At 36.0% G+C, this 17,276-nt stretch carries 20 protein-coding genes and 1 riboswitch; of the genes, 15 read left to right on the forward strand and 5 right to left on the reverse strand.

Annotated features, from left to right (window positions below):
- Positions 1-150: 150 nt before the first annotated feature.
- Complete coding sequence (locus tag Q5760_RS07115) at positions 151-795, forward strand: acetate uptake transporter (protein ID WP_428911506.1); 645 nt, start codon at positions 151-153, stop codon at positions 793-795.
- Between the two features lie 124 nt (positions 796-919).
- On the opposite strand, the gene Q5760_RS07120 is transcribed toward Q5760_RS07115, so the two are convergent.
- Complete coding sequence (locus Q5760_RS07120; protein WP_428911507.1) at positions 920-1,441, reverse strand: CBS domain-containing protein; 522 nt, start codon at positions 1,439-1,441, stop codon at positions 920-922.
- 155 nt (positions 1,442-1,596) lie between these two features.
- Here Q5760_RS07120 and Q5760_RS07125 point away from each other — a divergent pair, with 155 nt between their 5' ends.
- On the forward strand, positions 1,597-2,763 hold the full coding sequence (locus Q5760_RS07125) for a DUF4317 domain-containing protein (protein WP_428911508.1): 1,167 nt from the start codon (positions 1,597-1,599) through the stop codon (positions 2,761-2,763).
- A 36-nt stretch (positions 2,764-2,799) separates the two neighbouring features.
- Here the strand turns inward: Q5760_RS07125 and fabI are convergent, their stop codons facing one another.
- Positions 2,800-3,579, reverse strand: a complete 780-nt coding sequence (fabI, locus tag Q5760_RS07130; RefSeq protein WP_428911509.1) for an enoyl-ACP reductase FabI — start codon at positions 3,577-3,579, stop codon at positions 2,800-2,802.
- Positions 3,580-3,740: 161 nt separating this feature from the next.
- On the opposite strand from fabI, the gene Q5760_RS07135 reads away from it, so the two are divergent.
- The 12 genes from Q5760_RS07135 to Q5760_RS07190 all read left to right on the forward strand — a co-directional run bounded on the left by Q5760_RS07135 (position 3,741) and on the right by Q5760_RS07190 (position 14,130).
- Complete coding sequence (locus Q5760_RS07135) at positions 3,741-5,549, forward strand: M3 family oligoendopeptidase (RefSeq protein ID WP_428911510.1); 1,809 nt, start codon at positions 3,741-3,743, stop codon at positions 5,547-5,549.
- A gap of 143 nt (positions 5,550-5,692) precedes the next feature.
- A complete protein-coding gene (locus Q5760_RS07140) occupies positions 5,693-5,956 on the forward strand; it encodes a hypothetical protein (RefSeq protein WP_428911511.1) in 264 nt (87 codons plus the stop codon).
- A gap of 195 nt (positions 5,957-6,151) precedes the next feature.
- Entirely contained in the window at positions 6,152-6,334 is a 183-nt protein-coding gene (locus Q5760_RS07145; RefSeq protein ID WP_428911512.1) for a Fur-regulated basic protein FbpA, read from the forward strand.
- Between the two features lie 191 nt (positions 6,335-6,525).
- Positions 6,526-6,693: a Fur-regulated basic protein FbpA gene (locus Q5760_RS07150; protein WP_428911513.1), complete on the forward strand. Its 168-nt coding sequence runs from the start codon at positions 6,526-6,528 to the stop codon at positions 6,691-6,693.
- A gap of 99 nt (positions 6,694-6,792) precedes the next feature.
- Positions 6,793-7,062, forward strand: coding sequence for a DUF1292 domain-containing protein (locus tag Q5760_RS07155; RefSeq protein WP_428911514.1), 270 nt, complete (start codon positions 6,793-6,795; stop codon positions 7,060-7,062).
- 212 nt (positions 7,063-7,274) lie between these two features.
- On the forward strand, positions 7,275-7,892 hold the full coding sequence (locus Q5760_RS07160; protein ID WP_428911515.1) for a TetR/AcrR family transcriptional regulator: 618 nt from the start codon (positions 7,275-7,277) through the stop codon (positions 7,890-7,892).
- Between the two features lie 36 nt (positions 7,893-7,928).
- Entirely contained in the window at positions 7,929-8,342 is a 414-nt protein-coding gene (spx, locus tag Q5760_RS07165; protein WP_428911516.1) for a transcriptional regulator Spx, read from the forward strand.
- Positions 8,343-8,568: 226 nt separating this feature from the next.
- Positions 8,569-8,768: riboswitch (cobalamin riboswitch) on the forward strand.
- Entirely contained in the window at positions 8,755-8,886 is a 132-nt protein-coding gene (locus tag Q5760_RS07170) for a hypothetical protein (RefSeq protein WP_428911517.1), read from the forward strand. (Overlaps the previous riboswitch by 14 nt.)
- Before the next feature lie 92 nt (positions 8,887-8,978).
- Complete coding sequence (locus tag Q5760_RS07175; RefSeq protein WP_428911518.1) at positions 8,979-11,255, forward strand: ribonucleoside-diphosphate reductase subunit alpha; 2,277 nt, start codon at positions 8,979-8,981, stop codon at positions 11,253-11,255.
- 54 nt (positions 11,256-11,309) lie between these two features.
- Positions 11,310-12,350, forward strand: coding sequence for a ribonucleotide-diphosphate reductase subunit beta (locus tag Q5760_RS07180; RefSeq protein WP_428911519.1), 1,041 nt, complete (start codon positions 11,310-11,312; stop codon positions 12,348-12,350).
- Entirely contained in the window at positions 12,350-12,808 is a 459-nt protein-coding gene (locus tag Q5760_RS07185; RefSeq protein WP_428911520.1) for a flavodoxin domain-containing protein, read from the forward strand. The genes Q5760_RS07180 and Q5760_RS07185 overlap by 1 nt, the downstream gene beginning before the upstream one ends.
- A 200-nt stretch (positions 12,809-13,008) precedes the next feature.
- Positions 13,009-14,130, forward strand: a complete 1,122-nt coding sequence (locus Q5760_RS07190; RefSeq protein WP_428911521.1) for a 5-methyltetrahydropteroyltriglutamate--homocysteine S-methyltransferase — start codon at positions 13,009-13,011, stop codon at positions 14,128-14,130.
- Between the two features lie 66 nt (positions 14,131-14,196).
- On the opposite strand, the gene Q5760_RS07195 is transcribed toward Q5760_RS07190, so the two are convergent.
- The 3 genes from Q5760_RS07195 to Q5760_RS07205 form a co-directional block, all read right to left on the reverse strand.
- Positions 14,197-14,532, reverse strand: coding sequence for an antibiotic biosynthesis monooxygenase family protein (locus Q5760_RS07195; RefSeq protein ID WP_428911522.1), 336 nt, complete (start codon positions 14,530-14,532; stop codon positions 14,197-14,199).
- Between the two features lie 193 nt (positions 14,533-14,725).
- Positions 14,726-15,724 (reverse strand): biotin synthase BioB, encoded by a 999-nt coding sequence (gene bioB / locus Q5760_RS07200; protein ID WP_428911523.1) that lies wholly within the window; start codon positions 15,722-15,724, stop codon positions 14,726-14,728.
- Between the two features lie 18 nt (positions 15,725-15,742).
- The gene (locus Q5760_RS07205; protein WP_428911524.1) at positions 15,743-16,339 is read right to left on the reverse strand and encodes a biotin transporter BioY; all 597 of its coding nucleotides are present in this window, start codon (positions 16,337-16,339) and stop codon (positions 15,743-15,745) included.
- 333 nt (positions 16,340-16,672) lie between these two features.
- Between Q5760_RS07205 and Q5760_RS07210 the strand changes: the two genes are divergently transcribed.
- On the forward strand, positions 16,673-17,164 hold the full coding sequence (locus Q5760_RS07210; RefSeq protein WP_428911525.1) for a DoxX family protein: 492 nt from the start codon (positions 16,673-16,675) through the stop codon (positions 17,162-17,164).
- The last annotated feature ends 112 nt before the right edge of the window (positions 17,165-17,276 follow it).

Below are 17,276 nucleotides of genomic sequence, written 5' to 3' on the forward strand. Positions count from 1 at the left end.
TGATAAGTTTTATCAAGAATCCATTTGTAACTAAGGAGTTGCGGATGGATTCTTTTGATTTGTTTCTTGAAAGAATAAAATATTCCATAGACATGATAGATGAATTCATGTATTTTAGATAGGTATGAAAAATTTTAGGAGGAATTGTTCTTGAATCATCATAGTCAGACTTCAATTAAAATTACGGTTGCTGACCCATCTGCATTAGGCTTATTTGGTTTAGCGATGGTAACACTAGTAGCATCATCACAAAAGTTGGGATTAACTGAAGGTACGTCACTAATCTTGCCTTGGGCATTCTTTCTAGGAGGGATAGCACAACTAATTGCTAGCTTTCTAGATTCGAAGCACAATAATGTATTTGGAACAACTGCTTTTGGAGGATTTGGCCTATTTTGGTTTGGTGTTGGTACAACTTGGTTGATTCAAATGGGTGCCTTTGGTGATACCTTATTAGCCAATGCGGACTCAAAGCAGTTAGGCATTGCATTTATTGGATATTTAATTTTTAGTGTATTCATGACGATTGGTGCCATGGAAACTCATAAAGTCTTATTTTTTATTTTTGTTTTCATTGATTTCTTATTTTTAGGATTATCTTTAAGCTCTTTTAATATTTTATATGAATTTACACATACGCTTGCGGGAATTTCTGAATTGCTTATTGCTCTGCTATCATTCTATGGTTCAGCTGCAGCGGTATTAAACGGACATTTTGGGCAGATTGTTTTACCTGTCGGAAAGCCTTTTGGGATCTTCAAAAAACAGCCGCTGAATGAAAAAAATGCAGCATAATAAAGAAAGTTGTCAGTGTGACTACTTGAAAAATAAAAGAATCCATTCGTTAAAGTAAAATTTACGAATGGATTCTTTTATTTATGGTTTTTAATTTGAATATACGATCACACCTTATTTTCAATCATTTATTAGAAATCTTTTGGGATGTTTGCTTATCACGCGAAATAATGATTTTTGAAATACTATCAATTATATCTCCCCTGCTAAGAACACCTACTACCCGTCCTGCACCATTGATGACAGGAAGTTTTTTGTAATGATGACGGGATAGCAAACGAAGGGTTGTTTCGAACTCATCATCAGGTGAAACAGAGAGAACGTTACGTTTCGTCATAATTTCTTTTACAGGTGTATTTAATTTTTCAAGAATAACATCCTCCAATTCTCCCTCTTCAATGAGATATACGAGGCCTGCAAACCCTAGTGGCTTAGGAGATAAGTAACGTAATACATCGCCGTCTGATACCATCCCAACCAAGTTGTCCTTTTCGTCAACTACGGGTACACCACCAATTCGATTACAATTAAGGATCTCTAATAATTCCTCAACCGTATTTGTTGCTTTGATCGTAAATACTTTTCGAATCATGAAATCTTTTACTAACAATGTAAATCCCTCACTTCTTGTTTCTTGTATCCGCATTCATTTGAGATATTCATATTTTATCATAATGAACCTTTGCTTTTCATACGAAATCTTTCTAGAAAATATTCACTTTGTATCAGTAAATTTGAGAATATCAAGTATTTCTATTTTTTGATATGAACAGTATAATCAGGGATGGGAGTTGAAGGCAATTGAATAAAAAAGACATCGCAAATATTCGCAAAGAATTTAAATTAAACAATTATCGCATGAATATTTTAGAAATATTCAATGTGTATGTGAAGAAAGAATCTGGTGAAATTTATCACTATGTTGGTGAGCCGTTTCAAATGTTGGATCAAGAAACGCAAGAGTTATTTCTGGCCAATTTTAAAAAGGTTTTGACGGGAAATCTTGACTCTAAACTTTTTGAGCTAAAGTTCAAGCATGATGTTGAAGATAGTACGCAAAGAATTCTCTTCAATGGGTTACATGTCGCATCATCGGATTGGCGAGAACATATGTTGCAAATCGTTGAAAAAATGTTTGCTCATACAGTCTATGAGTTTGATACAGTTGTTACATTTATTCGAGGTGAATATCGTCAAGCGACAAAGAAACGAGATTTGGAATCAGAAGAGGGTGGAGATGATGAGGTTTTCTCCAATCATTTTATTCTCTGCAGTTTGAATAAAACGGACCAGCCGAAAAAGACGTTGGTGTTCGATTATATTGATAAGGAATTTAAACCGAATCATGCTGTGGACCCAATCATTAATTTAGCAGCTCCATTGTCAGGGTTCCTGTTTCCTACTTTTTCGAACCATGCAGCTGATGTGAATCATATCCTCTATTGTGCTGGAAAAGCTAATCAACCAGATGTGACGTTCATTGAAGAGGTTTTGAACTGTGATGATATTATTACCGCAGCAGAAGATAAAGATAGTTTTGAACTGATTTTAAATTCCGTTATGGGTGAAGAAGTCGATTCAAGAGTCATCTCCAATGTATATGAGGAAATAGATAAACTAGTTCAAGAAAATAAAGAAGACAAAGAAAGTGAAATCGAATCTCCAAAATTAGATTACCGGGATGTTGAACGCATTTTAACTGTAAGTGGAGTGGAGGATGTTGACACGGCTAAAGTCGAGCACGCCTTTAAAACGGTAGTTGCAGATGAAACGTATGAATTTAAAGCAAGTAGTGTCGTTCCTAAAAAGGTCAAAATTGAAACAAAAATCGCCACAGTATCGATTGATCCGAAAGAATTAAGAAATGTTAAATACGTAACGTTTAATGGGAAAAAGTGTTTATTATTAGAAGTGAATGAAGAAGTAGTTGTTGAAGGGTTTAAACTAGAAGAATCAGAAACATTTTAGAAAAAAATCGGGACAGTAGCTTGTCCCGATTTTTGTTTAACCTACAATATGATAACCAGAATCAACGTAGATGACTTCACCTGTTACACCACGTGATAGATGACTCAGAATCGCTAGCGTCATGTCGCCGACTTCATCTTGCGTAACATTGCGTTGTAGAGGAGATTTTTCCTCGATCGTTCTTAAAATATCATTGAATCCGGAGACGCCTTTAGCCGCAAGAGTACGAATAGGACCGGCTGAGATCGCATTTACGCGAATATCTTTTTTCCCTAAATCGATAGCTAAATATCTGACACTTGCTTCTAATGCAGCTTTTGCAACGCCCATGACTCGATACGTTTCAATCGCTCGTTCAGCCCCTAAATAGCTCATCGTGACAATTGAGCCGCCTTCAGTCATATAAGGCTCTGCTTCACGTGCGACGGCCACTAAGGAGTATGCGCTCGTATCATGAGCAAAAGCAAATCCTTCGCGAGATGTTTGAACAAATGGGTTTTTTAAATCTTCTGCATGGGCAAAGGCAATGGAATGTACAATTCCATGAATGACCCCAAATTTTTCCCCAATTTCCGTGAAGGCTTTATGGATACTATTGTCATCATTAACATCACACTGGAAAATATTATCTGTTGATAATTCCTTTTCCTCTAATAGTTTCGTTAATTTCCCTAAAGATCGTTCGAGTCGGTATGTATAAATGATATTTGCTCCTGCCGTATGAAGTGATTTTGCTACACCCCATGCAAGGCTTCTCTCATTTGCAACGCCCATGACGACAATATTTTTACCTTTTAATTTTAATAAATCTTCCATTTTAACCTCCATGTATCATTAAATCTACATTTCTTATCATATATATTATAGCATTCTACCTTAAAATCCTGCATTTAAGAAGGGGAAGATGATTTAGTTTCTAAGAAGTTTTCACTTTAATAAATAAACGGGTAAAATAAGGATGATAAGGAGTGATAGAAATGAAATATAACGATACTTGGGATTTAGATTCGATTTTCCCAGGAGGTACAAAATCAAAAGAATTACAAGCTAAATTACATAATACTAAAGAAGAGATTGGGAAGTATCAGAATCATGTGAAAAGCTGGGATGTAACGGAAACGATTGAGGCTAAAGTCTTACAAGAGTTATTAGCGCAGCAAGAACGAATTGAGGATGGTTTAGGTCAATGTAGAACATTTGTGCAAATGTGGCATGATGCCTACATGGATGATGAATATGCCAATGTGGTTATGGGGCAGATCATGGAATTATGGAGTGAATTGGAGAATCTTTCAACCGTTTTTACCAAAAAAATCGTTGCTATATCGGATGAAAATTGGAAAACGCTTTTAGATGATTCGGAATTAAAGAAAGTGTCATTTGCTTTAAATGAGATTCGTGACTATGGTAAGCGATTATTATCCGAGGCAGAGGAAAAAATCATTACAGATTTAAATAAAGATGGGCTTGCTGGGTGGAGTCAATTGTATGATACAGCTGTGTCCATTATGACGATTCCTTTTACCGATAAAGAAGGAAATATGACGGAATATTCCGTAGGACAAGCCATGAACCGTATGTACTCAGACCCAAACCCCGAGGTGCGAAATCAGTTATTTAACAATTGGGAGGAAGCTTGGGAGAAAATTTCCCCCATTTTCGCCGATACGTTAAATCACTTGGCTGGTTATCGAATTACTTTACAAAAGGCTCATCATCGAGAAAACTTTATGGAAGAGCCATTAGAGTATAATAGGATGTCCCAAGAAACGCTTGATGCCATGTGGAGTGCTGTTTCAAATCACAAGCTTCCATTTATTGAGTTCTTAAATCAAAAAGCGAAAATTTTAGGAATGGAAAAGTTGGGATGGCAGGATGTAGATGCCCCTGTCACCTTTGGCGATGGAAAGCCACCTCAATTCACTTATGATGAGGCTTGTGATTTTGTCATTGAACACTTTTCAAGCTTTGGTCCTAAACTAGCCTCCTTTGCCAAACATGCCTTAGAGAATCGTTGGGTAGAGGCGGAGGATCGTTCGAACAAGCGACCTGGTGGTTACTGTGAGGAACTGCCTGAATTTGAAGAGTCACGGATTTTTATGACGTTTACGGGCTCTTCTTCGGATGTGGCAACACTGGCACATGAATTGGGTCATGCCTATCACAGTTATGTCATGAGAGATTTACCATCGCTGAATCGTCAGTATGCCATGAACGTTGCCGAAACAGCTAGTACATTTGCTGAAAATATTATTGGAAATGCTACAGTAGCCAATGCAAAAACAAAAGAGGAAAAGGCGACATTATTAAATGCAAAACTAGAAAATGCAACAGCCATGTTTTTAAACATTCATGCTCGTTATCTTTTTGAAAAGGCTTTTTATGAAGAACGAACAAATGGAGTGGTATCTGAGCAAAGACTTAATGAATTGATGGTACAGGCACAAAAGTCTGCTTATGGAGATGCTTTATCGAGCTATCATCCACATTTCTGGTGTAGCAAATTGCATTTCTTCATTGATGAAGTCCCTTTTTATAATTTTCCGTATACGTTTGGTTATTTATTTAGTTTGAGTATTTATGCTGAATATTTAAAGAATCCAAATGGTTTTGAGGAGAAATACATTGCGTTGCTTCGTGATACAGGATCGATGAAGGTTGAAGAATTGGCTGGCAAGCATTTAGGAGTAGATATGACAAAACCAGCATTTTGGGAGGCTGGTATCGAACTGATGAAAAAAGACGTTGAGGAATTTATAGGGTTGACGAATGAAATGATGAAATAGATTGGGTTGAGTAGAAGGGTCATTGATTTTTCAATGATCCCTTTTCTTTGCAGAAAAAATTTCTTAAATTATCCACAATTAATGTTATAAAAACGCTTTCAAATAATGTATGATATAAATATAAGATTTGGGAGGTGCTTCATTTGTATAAATTAGAAGTCTACAATGCCTTTACCAATGAACTTTTTCGGACGAAGTATTACAAAAAACCAGATTTAATTGTCAGTTTAATTGAATCCGCTCAAAAAGGACAAATCTGTTATCTTTTTGATGAGGAAGGGAGAACTTATACAGGAAATTATGTGACTCACTTAACTTATCCAGATACAGCGGATTCACGAGTGTATAAAATCTTTTTTGATATACACTATTCAGAAATTCAAGCACGTATGCCTGTAACTGTATAATGTTAGGGTTATTAAATTACAAGAAGCTGGTTCTTTTCAGAAGAATTAGCTTCAATCCCCTTAATTCATACTTGACTTATAGGAATTATAAAGTTAAGATATAAGTACTTACAAATAACAATCGATTTCTTTTTATCATGATCTAAATGGACGAAATGACAGAGTAGAATTTGACCATGAGAAGGAGTGTTTATGATGAGAAATAGTATAGAGAAAAGGCGTCAAAAATTAATTAATAAACTAATTGCATTTAACATGTATAAAGAAGAAGATCAAAAACTTTATCAATCTTCTCTTTCAAAATTAGAGTTTGAATATCGAAAGTTTCAAGCACAATATCACCCACATGGTGAGTTTAGTTCTATTCAGTGGTCATAGAGCCTCATGTTGGAATGAATACTTATGAGTTTAGTGGGGTTATATTTTTTTAATCTAAATTCACACTTAACAGGTAGGAATTATAGTTATTTTTCGGAATGCTGGAAAACTCTTTATTCAAGGTAGAATTTAATCTTGAATAGAGAGTTTTTTGCTGAGGAGATATTCTTTTAAATAAAGGAGAATTTAAGATGGAAGGGATTATAGAAGGAAAAATGGAGACGAAAAAAAATGAGTTAATTGAACAATTAATTCATTATGGAGTCTATAAAGTTGGTTCTGTTCAATTATTTGAGCTGAGCATTTCAGAATTGCAAGCGCTGTATCAAAAGGTTTTAAAGCAAAAGAAAGTTCGGTAAACATTTGTTAAGTTTTACCTCCTATGTGCATGAAGTTAGGATTATTTGGGAATATAAAAAGTAATGAACATAGGACTTTTTATAAAAGGAGGTTTTTAAATGGGAAAAATTGAAGTAGGAGAAATCTTTACAATCAGTGATGAGAATGATCAAGAACAGGATGTTGAAGTGCTGGCAGCTATCACGATTGAAGGTACGGATTATGTCGCGGTAGCTTTTGCTGAGGATGTAAAGGAAGAAACCGAAGACGATATAGATATTTATTTTTTGAAGGTCGATCAAGAAGGAGATTTAGAAGCTATTGAAAGCGATGAAGAATTCGATAAAGTTTCTGCCGCTTTTGATGAATTAATGGACGATGAGGAATAAAGATTCCGAGTAATGTTATTTATCTAAGATTTTTTAGCATGTTAAGACGCTTTTCTTTACTAGAACAGCGTCTTTTTATTTACAATAAATCGAAGGTGTATGTCAGCATTGTGACATGTTGTCACAAAAATGTTGACAAGTGACACGGTGTCATTTATAATAAAAATTACCAAGTGACATGGTGTCACTTAATGGAACTTGGAGGAAGAAACATGCCGAAACAAACCTTTTTTAATCTGCCTGAAGAGAAGAGACAGCATTTAATTGATGTTGCACAGAAGGAGTTTTCACAAGTACCTCTGATGAAAGCCTCTGTTGCAAATATTATAAAGATGGCAGGTATTCCTCGAGGTAGTTTTTATCAATATTTTGAAAACCTAGAGGATCTATATAACTATTTGCTTGACCAGGAAACTCAAAAAAGAAAAGAGGATTTTATCTCTCTATTAATGAAACATAATGGAGACATCATTGAAACCGTTACGGTGATGTACCATCATTTTCTTATCGAATTGCCTGATGAGGAAGAGCATACTTTCTTAAAAAATGCCATATTAAACGTTTCTAATAAGGACGGCTTTTCATTTACAGATATGTTTGATTTGGGAAAGGGGAAAGATCATGTAAAAGAAATCATTCATTTAATTGATCGAGACCGCTTAAATATACAGGAAGACGCAGAGTTGTTTCATATCTTGCAAATTATTACTGCCGTTGTCTTTCGAAACTTTATTGAAAAATTACTCAAGGAACTTTCTGACCAAGAAGCCATCGATAACTTTACGATTGAAATGAATATTTTAAAACGTGGTATTTACATAGACGCATAATTAGAAAAACTCATTTTAGTTAAAGGAGAATGATAGATGACAGCAACTATTTTGACAGGACCCTCGTGTTTATCAACGAAGAAGGCAAAACAATGGTTTGAAAAGAATAAAATTCCCTTTGAGGAACGAAATATTGTAAAAGAGCCCATCACACTAAGTGAATTATTAGCCATTCTACGTATGACCGAAAATGGTACAGATGAAATTCTATCAACCCGTTCTAAAGTCTATAAAGATTTACAGGTAAATTTAGATGAACTTCCCTTAACTGAGTTACTTGAATTATTTCAAGAAAACCCAGGGTTATTGAAAACACCTATTATTATGGATGAAAAAAGGCTACAAGTGGGTTACCATGAAGATGAAATCCGTCAGTTTATTCCACGAAAAGCTCGTAAAAAGCAATGGTTGAATTGGCGCTTAAATAATTTTGGTTTAGTTGAAGGATAAGAAAAAAGGGAATAAATATATAAAATCATCTCTACAATATTTGGAGATGATTTTTTTGACTTAATTTGGACTTTTTGCTCCAATGGGAGTGTATTCATTCGTTTCTTGCATCTATCACATTACTTTTACTTTAAATAATACTTGTAAAATTCCAATGAATCATATACTATTAAATATAGTAAATACCATATATTGAATCCGTACTTTGATTTTATAACTACATATAGTATTAGCCTTACGGTAAGATGCGATGATCGCTTAATAGGGAATCCGGTGAAAGACCGGAACTGCCCCCGCAACTGTAAATGCTGACGAAATAAAGGATCCACTGTATAAGATGGCTTAATCTGTTAGGTGCTTATACGGGAAGGCTTTAAAGTAGGATGAAGCATGAGTCAGGAGACCTGTCTTATTGAGATGGAAAGCTGAAGGGTTGGGTGACATGAAAATTGCCACCCTCTATCACTTTCGCTTTTCTTTCGTTTCAACTTCTTCGGGGATTGAGAAGATGAAATGGTGGCTCAAGAAGTTATCTGATTCGTAACTCTATCGAATCCCCTTTTTGATGTTGTCATTTCTTCCGCTCAAATCCCTGAGCGGATTTTTTTATGCCAAATTTAGGAAGGGGAAAACAAAATGAATGTTACCGCACAAACGAACATTTTACAAAATCTATTAAATACAGCTGGGAAGCATGGATTAGACACCAAAGAAATCAAGGATCAACTCGAAGCGTTCAAAGGATTAGAAAGGGAAGCAAACGAGCAAGTTCTCTATTATGCATTGAATAAAGTTTCAATGGATCAACCGGACTGGACTTATGTCGCGGCACATGCCCATTTACATGAATTATATCACCTAGCAGCACAAAATAGAGGGTATGATCCTTCTCGAAAATATGGAGATTTCTATGAGTTAATACATACTTTAACAGAAATAGGAATCTATTCTAATACCCTTTTGAACTCTTATTCAAAAAAGGAAATCAGAGAGCTAGCTTTAGAAATGGTTCCAGAGCGGGATCATCTTCTTAACTACATCGGATTATTTTTACTGTCTGATCGTTATTTGGCGAGAGACCATGAGCGAAATGTTTATGAGTTGCCACAGGAGCGATTCATGGTGATTAGCATGCATTTGATGAAAGATGAAGATAAAAACCATCGCTTAAAATTGGTAAAGGAAGCTTACTGGGCATTAAGTCATTTGTATATGACGGTTGCTACACCTACTCTAGCAAATGCTGGAAAAAGTTTCGGTCAGCTTTCTTCCTGTTTTATTGATATGGTAGACGATTCACTAAATGGGATTTACTTAAACAACTGGGATACGGCCCGATTAAGCAAAGATGGTGGCGGAGTTGGAATTTACTATGGCAAGGTGCGTGCACTTGGTTCAGATATCAAGAAGTTCAAAGGAAATTCCTCTGGTGTTGTACCGTGGATCCGGTTGATCAATGATACGGCTGTCAGTGTCGATCAATTGGGACAACGCCAGGGTGCCATTGCAGTCTATCTCGATATTTTCCATAAAGATATCATGAATGGCTTTCTTGACTTGAAAACAAATAATGGGGATGAGCGACGTAAAGCACATGATATTTTTACAGGGGTAGCGATACCTGATTTATTTATGGAAAAGCTTCAGGAATCGGATGAAAATGGGAAAAGCATTGGTCAGTGGCATACATTTTGTCCACATGAAGTCAAACAAATTATGGGTTGGAAGGACGAAAATGGAAATCCACTTGGACTTGAGGATTTTTATGATGAGAGTGATTGCAAATATTTTACTGAAAAGTATGAAGAAGCTGTCAATCACCCCTTATTAACAAGAAAAACATACCGGGCAATGGATATTATGGCTCGAGTCATGATTTCTCAGTTGGAAACAGGAACTCCGTATATGTTTTATCGCGATGAGGTCAACCGCCAAAATCCGAATAAACATGTCAATGGAGAGGGACTTACTTCGATATATTGCAGCAATTTATGTACAGAAATAGCCCAAAATATGTCTGCTACGACACTCGTGAACGAATATGAAAAGCACGGGGACATTATTATCATACGCAAGCCGGGTGATTTTGTCGTTTGTAATCTTTCCTCTATCAATCTAGCTAGGGCTGTTCCTGATGATGTGCTAGAACGACTCATTAAAATACAAGTAAGGATGCTGGATAATGTCATTGATTTAAATACGATCGCGGTAGGACAAGCTCAGAAAACGAATAAAAAATATCGAGGAATAGGTCTAGGGACATTCGGCTGGCATCATCTTTTGGCATTAAAAAGGATTCACTGGGAAACAGAAGAAGCGGTTCGCTATGCCGATGCATTGTATGAAGACATTGCCTATCATACGATCCGTACTTCGATGGAACTGGCAGCTGAAAAAGGATCTTATAGTCAATTTGTAGGATCGGAATGGGAAACAGGTCGCTATTTTGAGAGAAAGGGCTATGGTTCTGATCGCTGGATCCAGTTAAAACAAGATGTTGCCGAAAAGGGACTTCGCAATGGCTGGTTGATGGCTGTTGCTCCCAACTCTTCGACGGCAAAAATTGGCGGTTCCACAGATGGCATTGATCCGATTTATTCAGTCGAATATGCAGAAGAGAAGAAAAACTTTAAATTTAAAGTAACGGCACCTGATTTAAATCATCTTACGTACAACTATTATCGTCGTGTTAGACATGAATTGGATCAAGAATGGAGTATTAAACAAAACGCGGCAAGGCAAAAACATATTGATCAAGCGATTAGCTTTAATTTATATGTCAAGCATGATATCAAGGCGAAGGATTTACTACATCTTCATCTTGCAGCATGGAAAAATGGATTGAAAACGACTTACTATGTTCGTAGTACGTCACAAGAGGAAATTGAGGAATGTGAGGCATGTCATAGTTGATTAGTTGGTTGAGGAGGACTTTTTATAAAGAGAACAAAGAGGAGGAATTAGTTAATGGAAGAAACATTATCAAAAATTAAACTGCTAAATCCCGAGTTTCCAAATAAATCTACCGGGATTATTAATGGGAAGTCATCAGGTATTTTAAACTGGAATGATATTGCTTACCCACAAATGTATGATTTGTACCAAACCTTACTATCAAACTTTTGGAAGGCCCAGGAAATCAATATGCAGGATGATATCAAGCAATGGGACACACTAACTTCTACGGAACAGGATGTTTTTTTAAGAGTAAATACCCAGCTTGCTTCACTCGATAGTTTACAGACGCCGACCATGAGTGGGGTGATGGACTATGTAACAGATTCCAGTTTTAAGGCCATCTTTGCTGTGATTTCGCAACAGGAGGCCGTTCATAATGAATCATACTCCTATATATTAAGTTCACTTGTCCCATTACAGGAACAAAACGATCGTTTTAATCAAGCGAAAAATGATCATATGGTTCAAAAGCGGAATGCTCTTATATTAGATGCGTACGAGGAGTTCCGAAATCATCCGACGCCAGTCCATTTATTTAAATTAGCTGTTAATTCGATCAACTTAGAAGGAATCTATTTTTATGCAGGTTTTGCCTTCTTCTACAATTTAGCTCGAAGACAAAAGATGTTAAAAACAAGTACCATGATTAGTTATATTCAACGAGATGAAATGCAGCATGCCTATTTTATTTCCCAATTTATTCGGATTCTGTTGACTGAAAATCCTGAGATGAATACAAAGGAGAATATCGTTTATATCTATGAAACTATTAGTAAAGCGGTTGAACTTGAAAAAGAATGGTCTCAGCTTATATTAAAAGATATTGATGGAATCGATTTGGCTGAATTTGAAAATTATGTAGAATATCTAGCAAATAAACGATTTCGTCAACTTGGATTGAAAAATTTGTACCCAGAACGTGACAACCCGATGCCATGGATTCATGTGTTTAGTGACGAAATGATCAATGAAACGAAAACAGATTTTTTTGAGCAAAAATCTCGTACTTATACAAAAGTAACGCAGTCTAATGGATTTGATGAACTATAATGAAAATCGCGCTAGTCTACGCTTCAAAAACGGGAAATACAGAGGAACTTGTTAATGTGCTGTATCAACTTTTTCTGAAACAAGCTGTTGATGTGAATATATTTAAGATATGTGAGTTTTCGTTAGAGTCCTTGCCGACATATGATGGGATTATTGTGGGTACGTATACGTGGGGAGATGGGGAGGTACCAATCGAAATGGTGCCTCTCTATCAAGCATTTGAAAATCAGGACATCCACTACCAAACAACAGGTATTGTTGGCACAGGGGATTGCTTTTATCCCCATTTCTGTGGAGCAGTGGATAGATTCAGAGATATGCTATATGTACACACCAGTCTTGCCGTAACACTAAAGGTAGAGCTCTCTCCACAAGCTAGTGATAGGGAGAAATGTCATAAGTTTGTTGAACTTTACTTAAATCGCTTTGCTAATAAAAGAAAAATGGATTATGGTTAAATGTAATTAAATCAATAATCAAACTAGGATTTATTTAAGGAATAAGCTTAAAATATAGATAATTTTGTCGAAGTTTGATAATCTTTTAATGATTAATCACATACTATTACTTAATCGAAGAGAATTTTTAAACTAGTGGAGATGTTCTTCAAGATAGCAATCTTAGAAGAAACAAGCATCACGAAAGGGGTACATATAAAATGGCAAATAAACTACCTTTGAAAGCAGACCATGTAGGGAGTTTTCTTAGAACGGAACCGATTAAAGAGGCAAGAAAGGCTTTTGCGAATGGAGAAATTGATCAGGCTGCTCTAAAGGCGGTTGAAGATAAAGAAATTACGAAGCTCGTTCAAAAAGAAATTGAAGTAGGTTTAAAGGCGATCACAGATGGTGAGTTTAGACGTTCTTGGTGGCACCTAGATTTCTTAGCTGGTTTAGAAGGTGTAGAATTTTTTGAAACAGAATATGTGAGTAACTTCAAAGGGGCAAAAACGAAAAATAATGCAATTAAAGTGGCAGGTAAAGTAGACTTTAATCAACACTATATGTTGGAACACTTTACGTTCTTAAAAGAAACGGTAGAACAATATGGAGACGGAACGCAAGTCGCTAAATTCTCAATTCCAAGTCCTAATATGCTTGCGACAAGAATGCAAGGGGATGAATATTATAACGGAGACAAAGAGGCTCTTTTTAATGATACAGTGGTAGCTTATCAAAAGGCGATACAAGCTTTCTATGATGCAGGTTGCCGTTATTTACAATTGGATGATACTTCTTGGATCGACTTTGTATCAGAAGATCGCATTAAAGCTGTTGAAGAAAGAGAAGGCAAAAAGGTTGATGAGATCATCGAAACAAGAGTACGTTGTTTAAATGAGGCGATTGCGAACAAGCCTGAGGATATGCTTATTACTATGCATATTTGCCGTGGTAACTTCCGTTCAACCTATATAGCTAGTGGTGGATACGATCAAATTTCAGATGCCATCTTTGATGAATTGAATGTAGACGGACTTTTCTTAGAATATGATGACAGCCGTTCAGGGGATTTTGAACCATTAAAAAGCTTTGGACGTAATAACAAGATCGTTGTACTTGGGCTCATCACTTCTAAATTCCCAGAATTAGAAGATCCAGAAAACATCAAGGCAAGAATAAAAGAGGCAAGTCAATTTATCCCATTAGAAAACTTGGCATTAAGCCCTCAATGTGGATTCTCAAGTACTGAAGAAGGAAATGTCCTTACTGAAGAGGATCAATGGAATAAGATTAAACATGTGATTACAATTGCTGAAAGTGTATGGGGAGCTAACGAATAAGGAAGAAAATTAGAGGTGACAGGCACCTTCCAGAAACTGGAAGGTGCCTGTCACCTCTTTTTATAGTCACTCATACCACTGATTACTAGTGTTATTTTTAACAGCCTTCACTTTATATTTCTTCACTTCTTGACTGATGAGATAGTCAGGTTTTGGCTTTCCGATATTTGCTTTGTGTCCTGCGATATGGGCATCGCTTTTCTCCCACTGTTTCCAATGGTCTTCTGATTCCCAACGAATGATGATTACAATTTCTTTTTCGTCTTTCCTCGACTTTTCTTCTAGTACAGAGAGGTCGATAAAACCATCTTGTTTTTCAATTAAACCTTCTGATTTAAATCTAGAAATCACTTGTTCTTCATAACCTGCTTTTATGATCATTTTTCTTAACATGACAAACATGGGGATCTCTCCATTTCTATTAGGTATAATATCTAGTTTAATTGATAATAATTATCATTGTCAATTAAAGAATATGAATTATAAGATAAATCACAAAAAAGGGAGAACTTCTTTTTATAATTAGAAATTCTCCCATTGTATTTTAACCTGCCAAGTATTAATCGGCGATCCCAAACTTAGGTGGATCCTCCTATTATTTACCTATTTTTATTGCCTCTGATTGAAAATCGATTTCAAAGCCAAGGTCTATTATCATTTGATAATCAGCGGAGTTTTCTTGTCCTTCTGTCGTTAAATAGTCACCAATAAAGATCGAATTAGCAGGATAGAGACCTAATGGTTGTAAACTACGCAAGTTGATTTCCCTTCCACCGGAGATACGAATCTCTTTAGAAGGATTGATGAAGCGCATAAGTGCTAGCACTTTTAAGCAATAGCGAGGATTCAACTCATTAGTCCCTTGGAGTGGCGTACCGTCAATCGCATTTAAAAAATTAACCGGAATCGAATCTGCATCTAAAGCTTTCAGACTGTAAGCCATATCGATTACATCTTGTTTCGTTTCCTTCATACCAATAATGACGCCAGAACAAGGGGAAATCCCTGCATCCTTTGCAATATTCACCGTATTGACTCGGTCTTGATATGTATGGGAAGTGGTGATGGCTTCATGGTGTTGTTCAGATGTATTAAGATTATGATTATATCGATCTACTCCAGCTTCTTTAAGTCGTGTGGCTTGTTCTGGTTTTAATAGACCTAAACATGCACAGACCGTTAGTGGATATCGATCTTTTATTTCTTGAACCGCTTCCACAACTGAATCAATTTCTTTATTGCTCGGTCCTCGACCACTGGCTACAATGCAATAGGTTCCAACTTTCATTTCGTAAGCCTGCTTTGCACCCTCTAGAATAGAACTTTTATCAAGCATTCGATATTTTTCAATCGGCGCTGTAGAAATACTAGATTGTGAGCAATACCCGCAATTCTCTGAACAAAGACCTGATTTGGTATTGATAATCTTATTTAATTTGATCTTATTCCCAAAATAATGATGACGAATGATGTATGCACCGTTCAGTAACTCTAGCAGATCCTCATCTGGAGTCGTTAATATCTTCATTGCTTCCTCATTCGATAATTCTTTTCCAGCTAGAACTTCGTTTGCAAGTCTTTTCCAATTTCCCATCTCTAGTAAACCTCCCATTTAAGCTCCTATTTTTAAATTTTTAAATGCACCTTTGTTAAGTACGGTTACTTTTAAACGATGTGCAAAAATTCCGGCAAAAACGCCTAAAATGATATCCTTTGGCAGTGGAGCTAACATCCATAACCAAGCCATTCCGTATGTAAACCCGTCAGGGGCATCGGCCCAAAACTTATAGGCAAAGTACATCCAATTGGTCCCGAAAATATAATTAATCGCTGTTCCAACTAGAGACGCCAAAATATAATTAGAGACGTTATTCTTCTTTTTTACCATTTTGCCAATAACATAGGCTGCTAGAATAAAAGATAGGATAAATCCAAAAGTAGGTCTAATTAAGGCTCCAAGACCACCGCTAAATTGGGCAAAAACAGGAACGCCTACAAGACCAATAAAAGCATAGGCACTTGTTGCAATGGTTCCTAACCGACTTCCTAGTATAAGTCCTGCTAAAATAGCGAAAAAAGTTTGTAACGTAATAGGAACGCCACCAACTACCATAAAAGGAATCAACGATGTAATATTCGCACCTATGGCGATCAATACGACGAACATACTAGCTAGTGTTAATTCTAGGGTTGTCATTTTATTTTTCATTTTACTCCCCCTCAACATTGTTTTTATTTTAAGATAATTGAAACGATTAATATTGTCAACTATATTTTATAACAGGTTAACATAAATTCGAAGAAGTGCCAGGCACCATCCAGGAACTGGAAGGTGCTGGCACCTATCGTTTTGATCTTGTTCCCGAAAGGAAAAATAATATATTTTACTATGAATGATTGAATTATCAATAGACAAGTTCTATGTTTCACAAAATTGTCAATAACGTATTACGAAAAAGTGAAATGCTTAGTTGGAATATCTTTAAATAAAAATATTGTAGTACAATGTTTTTGTAAGATAATTAATGTATAAGGAGTGGTAATGATGGTTAGATGGTTAAGAGAAAGTAATGTAGCGGCGTCAATTCTTGTATTAATAAGAGTGTATATAGGATATGTCTTTTTAATGGGTGGTTTAGGGAAAATCACAGCAGGCGGATTTGACGCTTCTGGCTTTATACAAGGGGCAATTAAGAATCCAGGAGTAGAAAGCTGGTGGGCGAATTTCCTAGAAAGTGTTGCACTTCCAAATATCGAACTTTTTAACGTATTAGTTCCATGGGGAGAGTTTTTAGTAGGTCTAGGTTTAATTTTAGGATGCTTAACAACAACAGCGGCATTTTTTGGAGTTGTTATGAACTTTTCGTTCCTATTCTCGGGAGTAGCAAACCCAAATGCTCTTTTGGTATTATTAGCTGTATTCATTTTAGTCGCTAGTTCAAACGCAGGAAAATTTGGTTTAGATCGTTGGGTACTGCCTTATGTTCGCCAATTTAAAAATAAGAAGACCAACGATATCAAAGTTGCTGCATAATAGTAAGCCCCATATAAAAAGATAAGCCTTATTCCTCTATTAAAAAGGAATAAGGCTTATTTATTATGATCCTGTCAACTATTTTTCTTTTCAATGCTCGATTCTTATGCAC

The sequence above is a fragment of the Niallia sp. Kr1 genome, from assembly GCF_050389805.1.
Lineage (GTDB): Bacteria > Bacillota > Bacilli > Bacillales > Cytobacillaceae > Bacillus_BD.

What these genes read in the sequence shown, in the direction of transcription:
- Q5760_RS07120 (WP_428911507.1), bottom strand. Translation starts at nt 1,441, where the DNA reads ATGCGGATACAAGAAACAAGAAGTGAGGGATTTACATTGTTAGTAAAA.
- Q5760_RS07160 (WP_428911515.1), top strand. Translation starts at nt 7,275, where the DNA reads ATGCCGAAACAAACCTTTTTTAATCTGCCTGAAGAGAAGAGACAGCAT.
- bioB (WP_428911523.1), bottom strand. Translation starts at nt 15,724, where the DNA reads ATGGGAAATTGGAAAAGACTTGCAAACGAAGTTCTAGCTGGAAAAGAA.
- Q5760_RS07190 (WP_428911521.1), top strand. Translation starts at nt 13,009, where the DNA reads ATGGCAAATAAACTACCTTTGAAAGCAGACCATGTAGGGAGTTTTCTT.
- Q5760_RS07155 (WP_428911514.1), top strand. Translation starts at nt 6,793, where the DNA reads ATGGGAAAAATTGAAGTAGGAGAAATCTTTACAATCAGTGATGAGAAT.
- Q5760_RS07205 (WP_428911524.1), bottom strand. Translation starts at nt 16,339, where the DNA reads ATGAAAAATAAAATGACAACCCTAGAATTAACACTAGCTAGTATGTTC.
- Q5760_RS07145 (WP_428911512.1), top strand. Translation starts at nt 6,152, where the DNA reads ATGAGAAATAGTATAGAGAAAAGGCGTCAAAAATTAATTAATAAACTA.
- Q5760_RS07135 (WP_428911510.1), top strand. Translation starts at nt 3,741, where the DNA reads ATGAAATATAACGATACTTGGGATTTAGATTCGATTTTCCCAGGAGGT.
- Q5760_RS07185 (WP_428911520.1), top strand. Translation starts at nt 12,350, where the DNA reads ATGAAAATCGCGCTAGTCTACGCTTCAAAAACGGGAAATACAGAGGAA.
- Q5760_RS07210 (WP_428911525.1), top strand. Translation starts at nt 16,673, where the DNA reads ATGATGGTTAGATGGTTAAGAGAAAGTAATGTAGCGGCGTCAATTCTT.
- spx (WP_428911516.1), top strand. Translation starts at nt 7,929, where the DNA reads ATGACAGCAACTATTTTGACAGGACCCTCGTGTTTATCAACGAAGAAG.
- Q5760_RS07180 (WP_428911519.1), top strand. Translation starts at nt 11,310, where the DNA reads ATGGAAGAAACATTATCAAAAATTAAACTGCTAAATCCCGAGTTTCCA.
- Q5760_RS07175 (WP_428911518.1), top strand. Translation starts at nt 8,979, where the DNA reads ATGAATGTTACCGCACAAACGAACATTTTACAAAATCTATTAAATACA.
- Q5760_RS07150 (WP_428911513.1), top strand. Translation starts at nt 6,526, where the DNA reads ATGGAAGGGATTATAGAAGGAAAAATGGAGACGAAAAAAAATGAGTTA.
- Q5760_RS07195 (WP_428911522.1), bottom strand. Translation starts at nt 14,532, where the DNA reads ATGTTTGTCATGTTAAGAAAAATGATCATAAAAGCAGGTTATGAAGAA.
- fabI (WP_428911509.1), bottom strand. Translation starts at nt 3,579, where the DNA reads ATGGAAGATTTATTAAAATTAAAAGGTAAAAATATTGTCGTCATGGGC.